The organism is Nocardia vinacea, from assembly GCF_035920345.1.
Taxonomy (GTDB): domain Bacteria; phylum Actinomycetota; class Actinomycetes; order Mycobacteriales; family Mycobacteriaceae; genus Nocardia; species Nocardia vinacea_A.
This window is the reverse complement of the sequence record NZ_CP109149.1, coordinates 8,892,394-8,904,928: the sequence shown is the minus strand read 5'-3', so window position 1 is coordinate 8,904,928 and position 12,535 is coordinate 8,892,394. Positions and strand designations below refer to the sequence as shown.

General features: G+C 65.2%; 16 protein-coding genes. 10 read left to right on the top strand and 6 right to left on the bottom strand.

Translation table 11 applies throughout. From position 1 onward, the window contains the following. Positions 1–149: 149 nt before the first annotated feature. The gene (locus OIE68_RS40250) at positions 150–1,217 is read right to left on the bottom strand and encodes an NAD-dependent epimerase/dehydratase family protein (protein ID WP_327096127.1); all 1,068 of its coding nucleotides are present in this window, start codon (positions 1,215–1,217) and stop codon (positions 150–152) included. Between the two features lie 375 nt (positions 1,218–1,592). On the opposite strand from OIE68_RS40250, the gene OIE68_RS40245 reads away from it, so the two are divergent. Further along, the gene (locus tag OIE68_RS40245) at positions 1,593–2,468 is read left to right on the top strand and encodes a universal stress protein (protein ID WP_327096126.1); all 876 of its coding nucleotides are present in this window, start codon (positions 1,593–1,595) and stop codon (positions 2,466–2,468) included. Between the two features lie 251 nt (positions 2,469–2,719). Here the strand turns inward: OIE68_RS40245 and OIE68_RS40240 are convergent, their stop codons facing one another. Further along, positions 2,720–3,190 carry a hypothetical protein gene (locus OIE68_RS40240; protein ID WP_327096125.1) on the bottom strand — a complete coding sequence of 157 codons (471 nt, stop codon included), beginning with the start codon at positions 3,188–3,190 and terminating at the stop codon, positions 2,720–2,722. An 840-nt stretch (positions 3,191–4,030) separates the two neighbouring features. Here OIE68_RS40240 and OIE68_RS40235 point away from each other — a divergent pair. Both OIE68_RS40235 and OIE68_RS40230 read left to right on the top strand, forming a co-directional pair. Next, entirely contained in the window at positions 4,031–4,216 is a 186-nt protein-coding gene (locus tag OIE68_RS40235; RefSeq protein ID WP_327096124.1) for a hypothetical protein, read from the top strand. A 153-nt stretch (positions 4,217–4,369) separates the two neighbouring features. Then, positions 4,370–4,807, top strand: coding sequence for a hypothetical protein (locus OIE68_RS40230; RefSeq protein WP_327096123.1), 438 nt, complete (start codon positions 4,370–4,372; stop codon positions 4,805–4,807). A 134-nt stretch (positions 4,808–4,941) separates the two neighbouring features. Here the strand turns inward: OIE68_RS40230 and OIE68_RS40225 are convergent, their stop codons facing one another. Next, on the bottom strand, positions 4,942–5,316 hold the full coding sequence (locus OIE68_RS40225) for a cupin domain-containing protein (protein WP_327096122.1): 375 nt from the start codon (positions 5,314–5,316) through the stop codon (positions 4,942–4,944). 77 nt (positions 5,317–5,393) lie between these two features. Here OIE68_RS40225 and OIE68_RS40220 point away from each other — a divergent pair, with 77 nt between their 5' ends. From OIE68_RS40220 to OIE68_RS40210, 3 genes are all read left to right on the top strand, one after another. Then, positions 5,394–5,864 (top strand): MarR family winged helix-turn-helix transcriptional regulator, encoded by a 471-nt coding sequence (locus tag OIE68_RS40220; protein ID WP_327096121.1) that lies wholly within the window; start codon positions 5,394–5,396, stop codon positions 5,862–5,864. A 539-nt stretch (positions 5,865–6,403) separates the two neighbouring features. Beyond that, positions 6,404–7,021, top strand: coding sequence for a transglycosylase SLT domain-containing protein (locus tag OIE68_RS40215; protein ID WP_327096120.1), 618 nt, complete (start codon positions 6,404–6,406; stop codon positions 7,019–7,021). A 95-nt stretch (positions 7,022–7,116) separates the two neighbouring features. Then, a complete protein-coding gene (locus OIE68_RS40210) occupies positions 7,117–7,428 on the top strand; it encodes a hypothetical protein (protein WP_327096119.1) in 312 nt (103 codons plus the stop codon). Between the two features lies 1 nt (position 7,429). Here the strand turns inward: OIE68_RS40210 and OIE68_RS40205 are convergent, their stop codons facing one another. Then, complete coding sequence (locus OIE68_RS40205; protein ID WP_327096118.1) at positions 7,430–7,894, bottom strand: MarR family winged helix-turn-helix transcriptional regulator; 465 nt, start codon at positions 7,892–7,894, stop codon at positions 7,430–7,432. Between the two features lie 58 nt (positions 7,895–7,952). On the opposite strand from OIE68_RS40205, the gene OIE68_RS40200 reads away from it, so the two are divergent. Beyond that, positions 7,953–8,930: a pirin family protein gene (locus tag OIE68_RS40200; protein WP_327096117.1), complete on the top strand. Its 978-nt coding sequence runs from the start codon at positions 7,953–7,955 to the stop codon at positions 8,928–8,930. 136 nt (positions 8,931–9,066) lie between these two features. Further along, positions 9,067–9,363, top strand: coding sequence for an excalibur calcium-binding domain-containing protein (locus OIE68_RS40195; protein WP_327096116.1), 297 nt, complete (start codon positions 9,067–9,069; stop codon positions 9,361–9,363). Positions 9,364–9,423: 60 nt separating this feature from the next. On the opposite strand, the gene OIE68_RS40190 is transcribed toward OIE68_RS40195, so the two are convergent. Next, positions 9,424–9,645 carry a DUF3618 domain-containing protein gene (locus OIE68_RS40190; RefSeq protein WP_040687513.1) on the bottom strand — a complete coding sequence of 74 codons (222 nt, stop codon included), beginning with the start codon at positions 9,643–9,645 and terminating at the stop codon, positions 9,424–9,426. A gap of 110 nt (positions 9,646–9,755) precedes the next feature. On the opposite strand from OIE68_RS40190, the gene bcp reads away from it, so the two are divergent. Next, positions 9,756–10,229, top strand: coding sequence for a thioredoxin-dependent thiol peroxidase (bcp, locus tag OIE68_RS40185; RefSeq protein WP_327096115.1), 474 nt, complete (start codon positions 9,756–9,758; stop codon positions 10,227–10,229). Between the two features lie 107 nt (positions 10,230–10,336). Here bcp and OIE68_RS40180 read toward each other — a convergent pair whose 3' ends face one another. Continuing rightward, positions 10,337–11,596 carry a hypothetical protein gene (locus tag OIE68_RS40180; protein ID WP_327096114.1) on the bottom strand — a complete coding sequence of 420 codons (1,260 nt, stop codon included), beginning with the start codon at positions 11,594–11,596 and terminating at the stop codon, positions 10,337–10,339. A 314-nt stretch (positions 11,597–11,910) separates the two neighbouring features. On the opposite strand from OIE68_RS40180, the gene OIE68_RS40175 reads away from it, so the two are divergent. Next, positions 11,911–12,531, top strand: coding sequence for a TetR/AcrR family transcriptional regulator (locus OIE68_RS40175; protein WP_245567053.1), 621 nt, complete (start codon positions 11,911–11,913; stop codon positions 12,529–12,531). The last annotated feature ends 4 nt before the right edge of the window (positions 12,532–12,535 follow it).

The following is a 12,535-nucleotide window of genomic DNA, read 5'->3' as shown; positions in this document are numbered from 1 at the left end:
GTCGCCCTTGGTGATTCCGTCGGCCGGGAACAGCACCCGGTCCGCGTGGGTGATCTCGATGTCGATGCGAGCCGTCATATCCAGGCCGTACCCGCCGATATCGGCCGAAAACCGACACTGCCTCAGCCGCCGCAACGGCAACCGGGATCTCAGCCCCGCTGGTCGATGAGGTCTCGACCACCGACTCCGGAAAGGAACTCGCGCCATCGCAATGGTCCGCCCGCGTCGGCTGTCAGGGGTGGGGTGTCCTCTCCAGTGCCTGCACGAAGACCGGCCAGCATCTGTCGGAGTGCCTGGACCGCCGTGAAACGAGGCGTCCACCCCAGCTCGGCTCGGGCCCGCCCGGTATCCAGAATCGGCAGGTGCATCACCGCATCGAACAACTCCGGCGCCGCAGGCAGCGCTCGCGCGTGCCATCCCACCGCGAGCGCCGTGCGCGCGAGTGCGGGCGGCACTGACACCACACGGGCACCGAACAGTTCGGCCAGACGCAAACGGTCGATCACCGGCTCCGCGGCCAGGTTGAACGGACCGCGGGCATCGGAATTGATCGCCAGTGCGTAGGCGCGACCGACGTCACGGCTGTGCACGGCCTGAAACCGCAGGCCGCGCGGAACCGGCAGGACCGGCGTGATCCCGGGTCTGATCAGGCGATTCGGTAGCAGTGGACCGGCGAACAATCGCCGCTGCTGGCTCGCTGTCTCCCGGCAGAAGGTGAACGCCGGTCGCATCCGAACCACCCGGAGCTCTGGGTGCTCGGCCTCGAATCGGTCGAAAAGCCGTTCCACGTAGGCTTTCTCACGCATATACGCGGCCGGAGGCCAGCCGTCGGTCGGCCAGCTCTCAGGTACCGGCCGGTCGTCCTGACACGGGGAATACGCACCGACCGAGGAGGCGTATACCAATGCGGGTACCTGGGCCGCCGCCACGGCGCGCAGCACACGTTCGGTGCCGCCGACGTTCGCGCGCCACGTGACCAACGGCCGATGGGTCGGCTGGAACAACCACGCCAGGTGAACTACCACATCGGCGTCATGGAAGCAGGATTCCAGATCGTCGGTCCGCACATCGGCACGCACCCATTCGACGCCGGCGTGGAGCTTGCCCGGTACGCGCCGCGCAACCCCAACGATCGAGCTGACTTCCGCTTCGTCCGATAGCGCCTCCAGCACACTCGTTCCGACGTTTCCGGTCGCGCCGACGACAACGACTCGCATGTCCGCTCCTTCGCTCGACGTCGAGGGTCGTTAGCGACATACCCGTCATTGTGGCGACGACACCGCACCGCGGAGGCGGTTGCTCGCCCCGACCGTTCCGCCGGAAACTGGCTTTCATGCGCGGTGAGGCCGCGTAGCACATCGAGTTGCTCGGCGGGTCGACTCGGACAGCGACGGCGTCGTAGCGCACCCACGAAATGAAGTGGGCGAATCCACCTGGGTTACCACCCGGAGTCCTGCGCGAGGCGCTTCGCCATTGGCAGGCCCGAAACCGATTCCCGCGTCGGCCAACTGAATCGCGGCTCGGCGTCGCGCCGCCGGAACCGGGTATCCCGCATGCGACCAAGTAGTGATCTCTGCAGCGAAAGGTAACCCATGGTAGGCAATCCACCGATTCTCACGGCCGTGGACGGCTCGCCCAGCTCTTATCATGCCGTCGCTTGGGCGGCGGTAGAAGCCACGCTGCATCGCAGCCCGCTGCACATTCTCACCTCGATGGCGATCCCGACCGGCTTCGGTCCGGGCATGTCGCTCGGGGAAACCGACCTGGAGTCGCTGCGCCACGACGGTGAACGGGTCCTGAACGAGGCAACGCGTGTGGCCCGCACGGCCGCGCACGGCACAGAGCCGGATATCACCAGCGAGGTGACGTTCGACTCGATCATTCCCACGCTGATCGATCGAAGCGACCACACCAGAATGCTGGTTGTCGGTAGCCGCGGCGTGGGCGCATTCCGGCGTGAGCTGCTCGGCTCGGTCAGCACGGCTGCCACTCACCACGCTCGTTGCCCGGTCGCGGTGATCCACAGCACGTCCGGAATCGACGCGGTGTCGGCGACCAAGCCGATCCTGGTCGGCGTCGACGGCACCGCCAACAGCGTTCCCGCCGTCGAACTGGCCTTCGAGGAAGCCTCGCTACGCGGCGTCGGCGTTATCGCCCTGCATGCTTGGAGCGACGTCACCGGCCTGGATCTGCCGATCGGCGACTGGGAGGACTTACATCGGCAGGAACAGGTCGTACTCGCCGAAAGTCTGGCAGGCTACACCGCCAAATACCCCGACGTCCCGGTCCGTCGGATCGTCGTCGTCGATCGGCCCGGCCGCTGCCTCCTCGAAGAATCCGCCAATGCCCAACTCCTGATCGTCGGCAGCCACGGCCGCGGGGGCTTCGCCACCATGATCCTCGGCTCCACCAGCAGCGTCCTCCTGCACTCAGCGGAAATCCCGATGATCATCGTGCGCCCCAAATAGGCGAACAAGGCACGGCCGGGTATCGCACCGTGAGGCGCGGAGATCCACGCCGAGCGCGACATGCCCACCCCGACATCGGCGGCCCCGCAATCGTCCACGTCACCGAAAATCTTGTGGGCGCCATCCTCATAGCCGACGATCGCGCACTCAGCGATTTGGATTTCTCCCGTCTTCGTGGTGACCGGGATGCGCGGCTAGCGATCACGGCCACGCCGTGGGTCGATCCGATCCGCTATGCAGGGTGTCCGGATTCAGGCCGGTGAAACAGTGCACGAGCCAGGATCAGGGTGAACGCGGGCCGCGACCGCCAGCCGAAGATTCGCGCGCCGCAAGGCCGCATGGGCTTCGGTATCCGCACGATCGGACTCCAGCCGCTGCGCCGCATCCGCTTGCGCGGCGCGCGCTCGGCCCACATCGATGCGCTCGGCGAACTCCAGGGTCTCGGCCACGAGACGAACCTGGTCGTCATCGGCCCGCAGCCGTCCGCCGTGCAACGCGGCCAGCCACTCCTTCGCACCAGCACGCACCGTAAGCACCCCGACGTCGACTGTGATGTCCAGTCGACGGTGTCCGGGTTCGATCACGCGTGCACCATCGGCGGTGGGGACATGAATCGAGTCGGCGCTGAAGACGAATTCGTGGTAGCCGGGCACCCACAGCGTGACCGTCAATGTGCCAGAGCTGAGCTGCCGCACCTCGGGGCCGGACTTTCGCCGCATCATGGGCCTTCTTCCGATTGGTCGCCAGGTCGTTTCCGGCGCGTGGGCTGGTCTCGCACCGGCAGTCACAGTCACAAAGGATCCGTGCCCGGATAAGCACCTACCCGAGCCAGCCCCAGCGAAACGGTCGCGCAAGTCGAAATAAGGCTCGGTGCCGCCTCCGCAACCCTGGGTCCCACCGCGCTGCCTCACTTTCGACGCCGAAACGCTCGAACAGGCAGTGACGGCACCTGCGGCCACGAATACAACCGGACGTCAGTCGCACTCACACCTGCGGTTGCGAAACCCGAATCGCTCACCGTCTTTTTCGACTACGTCGAACCTGCGTTGCGATCACGCCTCACTACCGACCAGCTAACTGCACTGCCAGGCAACGGGTTTCGGTACCGCACCCGGATCGCTAGCGAGCGCGAACCGATATCGGTGCACCCACCTCACCGCGGCGGGTCCAAGCCTTCGGCGAGATCACTCCTTTCCTCCCGCGCCCAGCGACGCTCGACGTCATCGCGCCTGTGACCGCTCCACGAGCGATCAGCTGACTGTCCCCGTTTACCCGACGCAGCAGGAACGAATCCGTGCACGCTCGGCACGTCCGAGGGCGGTCGCAGCGCGTCGAGAAGCTCGCACGGAGTGTTCCCGTTTCATCCAGGCGTCGACGGGTAGGCGGCGCACAGGAGGTGAGGTATCCATGGTCCACCACACGCGGAACCGACCGGACACCGAAACACGTCCGACGTCGAGACCAGTCGCCGATGCGACCATGCGGTTGACGCACCGCGTGCATGCCGAGACGCGGCGAGTTCGCTTGCAGGATCGGGCCACCGGAGCAGATCGGAGTCGACGATGACCGGAGACCTCCCCTATACCCCGCCGGTCGAGAACCCGACGCCGTCGGTATCGGAACCGCTCCAGGACGTAGGCAAACAGGTCGCGGATTCGGCTCGCAGGAGCCGCGTGCCCGTCGCGGCGATCACCGCCGGTTCCGCCGCCGTGCTCACCTGGATCATCCTGCGGCGCAGGCGATCATGACGACGCCACACCCCAGCTGCGGTTCATCACCCAGCACGCGGAGCCGCTGTCGATGATCGACGCCTACGAGACATTCGATCGCCGCGAAGACGGATGGGTCAAGACCGTCGTCCCCATGTGATGCCCAGATCGATACTCCCCGAAGGAGATGCCATGTCGACACACCACCACATCGCACGCTCGTTTCTCGCTGTCGGCACATTGGGTCTGGCAGCCCTCACCGGATGCTCCGACAACAACGACAACGCTGAGAAGGTAGTGACGCGCACTCTGCCGACGACCTCGAGGCCGACGTCTTCGCCGTCGACGGGTCCCGACATCACGCCCCAGGCAGCCCGTCAGCTGTGCGACATGATCGGAACCGAAATCGACAACTGGCGCGACCAGGGCACGGTCATCGCCAAGGTGAGCTTCAACGGCACCGTCCAGGACTGGGCTATCCGCAACGACGGCCTCAACGACGACGTCATCCGAGACAAGACCATCATCGACCGCGTCACCGTCCAGACCTGCCCCGACGTACGTCAGCGCGCCCTCGATGTGCTCGACACCGATAACCTCGCGGACGCACTGATCGGATTCGGCGGATAGCGCCTCGACGCTGTGCGTGGCTGCACAAGTTCGTGGCCTACTGCACCAACCGGCGGCTCCGGTTACGCACCGCCATCGAAGCGGTAACGCCGGGTGTGTTCATCACCCGGTCCGCCACGCGGGGGCATCGCGGCTCAGCCGACCCAGGGCGGGTTGATGACGGTTCCGTCGGGCAATTCACCCTGGAATCCGACCGGAACCGTCACGACGAGCACGGCTGGCTCGGCGGCCGAATTCGTCAGGGAGATCATCGAATTCGCGGGTGCCACCGCAGCGTCACCGGCCACCAGCGCCTCCGCCTGCCCATCGATCGTGATCGTCACCGCCCCCTGGATCACTACGAAGGCCTCCTCGCGCAACACCTTGTGCGGCACGCCTTCCGTCTCGGCCGACACCTGGATCTGCCAGACGCAGAGTTCGGTGCTGCCGGTGCCAGGGCGGATGTAGGAGGTGAATCGGGTGCCGTGCATTTCGTGGACTTCGGCATCTGCGGCGCGGGTTACTGGCATGTCCTAACTCCTTCATTTGGTCAAGCAGGTTGACTATATAGTCAAGCAACTTGCCTATACGTGTCAAGATGTCAGTCATGTCGAATCTGAAACCCGCTTCGACCCTGCGACCCGGCCAGGATCTCGCGCTGCTGCTACTCGCCGCAGGGGCTGCTGCCACCGACGCCATTCACGCCGGGGTGGTCGCGGCCGGATTCGCCGATGTGCGGCCGACGCACGGGTTCGCATTCGTGCGGCTGTCGCCGAACGGGGCAACGGTCGGCGAGTTGGCCGAACATCTGGGAGTGACCAAACAGGCGGCCAGCCAGTTGGTGGACGAACTCGTGCGCAAGGGTTACGCCGAGCGCAACGCGCATCCGGACGACGCGCGTGCACGGATGATCACACTGACCGCGAAGGGGTGGGCTTGCACGCGCGCGGCCGATGCCGCCGCGGCCGAATTCGCCGATCAGTGGGCGTCCGTTTTGGGCGATTCCACGGTGGCCGAATTGCGTAACACTTTGACCCGCGTGGTGGCCCCCGGAAGGGTCCGTCCGGCCTCTTGGTGACCAAATCGAGACAAAGTGGCCTGGGTTACCCTGAAATTTCCGTGACCTGCGTCACATCACGTTTAGCGGCAAACTCCCCGCATACGGAGGGTTTCCAGGAGCTCGACCAGGGCTTTCCAAGATCGGCAACCCCTGCCATTCACTATTCGTTCATGCTGCGTTAACCGACCGTGACCAAGCTGAGATCAGGTCGCAAGCAGACCTACAGTTTGGTTACACCGTGGAGCAATCCACACACAGTCGGAAAACGACCGAAACGGCAGATGGGTTTCACCCGCCGCGGTCGCCGGAGATACCAGCGGCACCACAGCCCGTGACCGCCTTCTCCTCGCTCGACAGCGGCACCCGCCGGGAACCGACCCCGGGTGGCTTACACCGCGTCGCGCGCCAGGGCTCGCCTGGCCTTCATAACAAAACCCGAAAACAGCATACGGAACCGATTCAGGCGGGCCTTCCCACCGGGTGCCCCGTCGGAGATCCGCGCTGCCTGAACCGGGCCGGATCGCCTCTCTGGAAACGATCAAGGAACTGATTTCGAAATGCTCGACAAACGCCTCCCCTCTTTCCGCCGCCTATCGCTGCGTGACAGTGTCACCCTCGCTGTGGCCGCGGCCGGTGTCATCGCCGTCGGCACCTCCTCCGTAGTCGCGCTGGCCGACGACAGCGTTCCGTCGCGCATTGCCATGGTCGCCGAGCAGCAGCCCGCCCCCGCGGCCGCACCGGTCGATGCCGCGGCCACGCCGGTCGATGCGCCGCTCATTCCCGGTCTGCCCGCGCTGCCGGAACTGCCGCAGGTCCCCGGCCTGCCCCTGCCGCCGCCCCCGGCACCGGTCTACGAGGACAACCTCAACGGCTGGATCCACCACGCGCTCGACATCATGGGCGCGCAGGGCATCCCGGGTAGCTACGACGGCATCTACCGCAACATCATGCGCGAATCGGGCGGCAACCCCCAGGCCATCAACCTGTGGGACTCCAACGCCGCCGCCGGCATCCCGTCCAAGGGCCTGCTCCAGGTGATCGACCCAACCTTCAACGCCTACCACGTCGAGGGCACTTCCTGGGACATCTACGAACCGGTCGCCAACATCACCGCGGCCTGCAACTACGCGGCCCACCGCTACGGCTCGATGGATAACGTCAACTCGGCGTACTGATCCACGACTTCGCGAACAATGCCTCCCCGCCCGATGGCGGGGAGGCATTGTCGTAGGGTCGACCAGGACCGACCACCACCGATGCGGATTCCGCCATGACCGATTACGCCCACTCCGACCATGCGTCGAAGAGCCGCGCCGAGAAGGCGCGCCGCCTGGCCACCTTTATCTGGGATCGCGGCATCACCGGAACGGAACTGCTGGATATGCCGGCCGCGGTCCGCCGGAAGCTGGCGCGCGCGGCCGAGACGAATCCGCCGAGCACCGACGAGACGTGGACGACTGTGGCGAAGCTGCTCGACGAGAAGGACACCTGGGCCGCTCGTCATCCGAATCATCCTGCGGCACAGCGCAATCACAGCGACGAGAAGCTGCTGTGGGTGAAACCGCCGATCACCCCGTGGTGATTCAGTAGCCGAGTTCGGACTCGCTCTCGGCCTCGACGACCACCTTGTCGGCCAGCGAGCGCAGCGCACGCGCCTCGGCGGGTGTCATCGGATCGACGAAGATCCGGCGCACCAGTTCGACATGGTTCGGGGCCGCCTTCTCGAGGACCTTGCGTCCCTGGGGTGTGAGTTCGACCAGAATCCCCCTGGCGTCGTCCTCGGCCGGGCGACGGTCGACGAGTCCGCGAGCGGCCATGCGCGCCAAGTGTTTCGAAAGTCTGCTCTTCTCCCAGCAGACCTCGGCGGCCAATTCCTTGGCGCGCAGACAGGCGCCGGGCGCGGCCGACAACGGCACCAGGAGCTCGTAGTCGGCGGTGGACAGGCCGTCCTGGGCCAGCCCGGCCGATAGTGCCGCATCGAGGCGCTGGCGCAGCCGGATGAAGGCCTGCCAGGTCTGCTGCTCGTCATCGCTCAACCAACGCACCACGGGAATGATCCTAGCCAGCGATTGGTTGACATGGACACCAACTATTCAGGAGGTGCCCATGCCGGCCATCACCGTCCCCGACATCATGGTGCTGCCGCGACTCCCTCGACCCACGGATTCGACGCGGGAACGCAAGGTGAGCAGCATCAGCACCGCACATCAGCAGCGCGAAGGCGCGGGCTTCGAGGTGCGCAGGCCGTTCCCGAGCATGGATCTGCGCTCGGCCGATCCATTCATCCTGCTCGACCAGATGGGTCCGGTCGCCTATGAGCCGTACGAGGCCAAGGGCGCGCCGTGGCATCCACATCGCGGCTTCGAGACCGTCACCTACGTCATGGACGGCACCATGGTGCATCACGATTCCAATGGCGGCGGTGGCGTCATCAGCGAGGGCGATACCCAGTGGATGACGGCCGGTTCCGGCATCCTGCACGATGAACTGCCCGCCGAGGAATTGGTCATCGCGGGCGGCTGGTTCCACGGCATCCAACTGTGGGTCAATCTGCCGCGCGCACAGAAGATGGCCGCACCGCGCTATCAGGATCTGCGCGGCAGTGAATTGACGCTGGTCAGTTCGCACGACGGTGGCGCATTGGTGCGCATAATCGCGGGCGAGATGGGCGGCTTCGAGGGTCCGGGTTCGACCTATACCCCGATCGCCTACGCACACGCCTCCCTCGCTCCGGGTAGCCAGCTGGAAACCCCATGGCCGCAACGGTTTACCGCGATGGCATACGTACTGTCCGGCAGCGGAACAGTGGGCGCCGAGCGTCGGGCGATCAGCGAAGGCCAACTCGCGGTATTCGGCCCCGGTGACTCGATCACCGTCGCCGCGGATGCATTGCAACACAACAGAACCGGCGACCTGGAGGTGCTGCTGCTCGGCGGCCTGCCGATCAAAGAGCCTGTGGTGCAATACGGTCCGTTCGTCATGAACACCCGCGCCGAAATTATCCAGGCCATGGCGGATTACCAGGCCGGACGCATGGGCAATATCCCGGCCGAACATCTGGCGGGTAGGCGTTTGGGCGAATAACGAACGAAGGGGTGTTGTCCCCTAATGCCCCTAATTGTTTTGCTGCGCGGTTGACAAGTACGCGGCCCGTCACAACAGTGGATGCGGCGTCTCCCCCTGGACGCTACTCCACCGCAGCACACAAACAGAGGAATTTATGAACGTTCGCCGGCTCACCGTCAGCATTGCCGCCGCAGGACTCGCCTTCCTAGCGGCACCCGCAGCTCTGGCCGACGTCCCCACCGGTTCCGCAGGAACGGGCTCATCCGCCATCGATACCGGATCGGCCGCGACCGGTTCGGCAGGCATGTCCCAGACCGGCTCGGCCGGTGGCGCATTCGCCAACTGCGACGAGGCCCGCGCGGCCGGTCGGGCACCGCTGTTCCGCGGGGAACCGGGCTACGGCCCGCATTTGGATCCGGACGGCGACGGTTTCGCCTGCCCGACGGTCTGATAGTCCTGAACGTAGAACACCCGGTGTGGCTGGCCACACCGGGTGTTCTACGTTTTCGGCTCAGCGGAAGATCTTCACCAGTACCAACCCGACGACCACCGCGGCCGCGCCGATCAGGCTGTACTTCACCTTCGGCTGGTTGAGCTTCGCCAGCACCATGTGCTTGGTGTCATCGGCGATGCGCTGCGGATCGGCCCGTACGGCGATTTCGTCGAGCGTGCTCGCGAGCCGTGTCCGTGCGGCCTCGATCTCCCGCTCGATCCGCTCGGTATCCCTAGCCACGTATATCCTCCTGTGTTCAATATGCCGCGAACCGCGCTGCCGACGAGTCTAGCCAGCCGGGCTGCGTCGGTGCGGCCGCGTTGTCGGGGCATTCGATTACCGTGCAAGAGGTGACCGACAACCAACGACTCTCCCCCGGCGATGCCGCCCCCGATTTCACCCTGCCCGACGCCGACGGCAAAGACGTGTCATTGTCCGACTACCGCGGCCGCAAGGTGATCGTCTACTTCTACCCCGCCGCGAGCACCCCCGGCTGCACCAAACAGGCCTGCGATTTCCGCGACAACCTCGCCGACCTCGAAGGTGCGGGCATCGAGGTCATCGGCATATCGCCCGATAAGCCCGCCAAATTGGCCAAGTTCCGCGACCACGAAAAGCTCACCTTCCCGCTGCTCTCGGATCCGGACAAATCCGTCCTCACCGCATGGGGTGCGTTCGGCGAGAAGACCATGTACGGCAAGACCGTCACCGGCGTTATCCGCTCCACATTCCTGGTCGACGAAAAAGGCGAAATCGAAGTGGCGCAATACAACGTCCGCGCCACCGGCCACGTAGCCAAACTTCGTCGCGACCTGTCGGTGTAGACCGAAGCGCAGATCGGGTTCCCCTCCAACGGGTTTCGTCCAGGTCGAAGGTGCATAAAGCGAAAGGTCCGGAGCCACTGGGGCACCGGACCTCTCGAAGATTTCTCCTAGGTGGGCTGCAACTGCTGGGCCGCCCATTGCGCGAGCATGCGGACGTGGTTATCCCACCAGTGATAGAACTCGGGTGTGAAGGCCGCCGGCGGCGGAGCCTCACCCGGGAAGAGCATGGCGTCGTTCGGAGCACCGACTTTGGTAGTCGGCCCCGGGGTTCCGGTGCCCGGGAGCTGCTGAGGCGATCCGGCCGCCTCGTTTCCGTGCTCGTGTGCATCCGGAGAGACCAATACGGGTGGCTCAGCGCCCCAGTGTTCGTTGTACTGCGGAAGATTGTCCAGATCGAACTCAGTCACCGTCGAGTCGGCGGTGTTTCCGGCGGCCGCGGGTTGCCGGGCCTCCGGACGATTGAACGGGTTGATATTCGGCTGCACCGAGGAGCCCGCGGTGGAGCCGCTCGCCGATCCGGTATCACCGTCGACCACGCGGGCATCCGCGGTGACCCGCGCGTCAGCGACGACTGCCCCCGTACGCGTTGTGACGTACAAGCCGCCCGCGACCAGCCCGCCCGCCAGCACACTGGCCGCGGCGAACATGGCCGTGTGACCACGCGTACTTCGTACTCGCTCGACCGGCTCGCTCACACCCGTCGCATCGCTCATCGCGAACAGCGCCGCACCGACCGCCGAGGCGGAGGTCGCGATCTTGCACGACAGCACCGGGGCACCGAAGCCGTCCATCGCGGTGGCCACCACCGACCCGTCCGCGGCCGAGCCGATCAGCACCACCGCATCCGGCCGAACCATGGCGGCCTCGAACTGGTCCCACGCATCCGAAACCGCGGCGTCGAGCGCCTCGGCCGTCGCACTACCGGACTGACTCGTCGCGGCCAGCACCCGACTGCGCTTGCGGTCGATCAGTGTGAACGCCTGATGCCCTGGGACCACTTCGCAGATGAGCAGATCGTCGAATTCATCGAGCCAGGTCATGACCCCGGCCACACTCAGATGTGCAGACTTGGCCGATACCAGCGAGGCAGTATGCCACGGGCCGGACGCCAATTTGGTGACGATGGCACGCCGCTCAACGGCATCGCGGTAGGTGACCGCCGCACCCACGATATCCCGCTCGGACTCCAACTCCGCCGCTAGTGTGTCCATCGCCGTCTGGACCGCAACCGCCAGGTCCGCCTTCGAATCGCCTCGAGTTTTCACCACCCGCTGCAGCAGCACCCGCTCGGATAGCTGCTCGCCGCCGTCGACGAGGGCTACCGCGTGAACGGCGCCGCGTTCGGTGGAAACGCCTAGAGTTACCACGGATCGAGCTCCCACTGATCACGCCTTCCCAGTGCAATTACCGAGCTCACGAGCTTGCCGAAACCCCTGAGCCCCTTGGATTCCCCGGCACGAAACGTGCGTTGAGATGCACGCACGCTCGGTTATGTGTTCGGCGCCATCTCGGGCTTGGATGGGTGATGAAATGTGACAGTCCTTAACACGCAGATACGGTGCGCGTGTCGCACGTGTGCCGATACCGCTAGCCTTGATACGTGGATGTACGCACGGAGGCCAGGTCGAAGCAGCGACGTCTGGACCCTGCGTTGGACCTGCAGGACGACCCGCAGGAGCTCATGCCGCGGCGCAGGCCGACTCAGGAACGCAGTAAACGCAAGTTCGATGCCCTCTTGCAGGCGTCCCGGGAATTGCTCGTCGAGGTCGGGTTCGAATCGTTCACCTGTGAAGAGGTGGCGGCGCGGGCGGAAGTGCCGATCGGCACGCTGTATCAGTTCTTCGCCAACAAATACGTCATCGTCTGCGAGCTGAATCGCCAAGACCTGGTTGCGGTTTCCCAGGAACTCGCCGATTTCCACGGCGAGATTCCGTCATTGGACTGGTTGCGGCATATGAACCAGTTCGTCGACCATCTGGCGAATCTGTGGATGACCGACCCGTCCCGGCGCGAAGTGTGGCTGGCAATGCAGTCCACCCCGTCCACCCGAGCCACCGGTGCGATCCACGAAAAGGAATTCGCCGAGGTCGTCTCGCAAATGCTGCGCCCACTGACCCCGCGCACCCCCCGCGCGCGCCGCACCATGATGGCCGAAGTCCTGGTGCACGTCGTCTACTCGATGCTGAACTTCTCCGTGCAAGACGACCAGAGCAACACCGAAGCGGTCTCCGAACTCAAACGGCTGATGGTCGCGTACCTCATGGTTGCCGAAAAGGAATCCCGAACCGGCGGCGAGCGCTAACCTT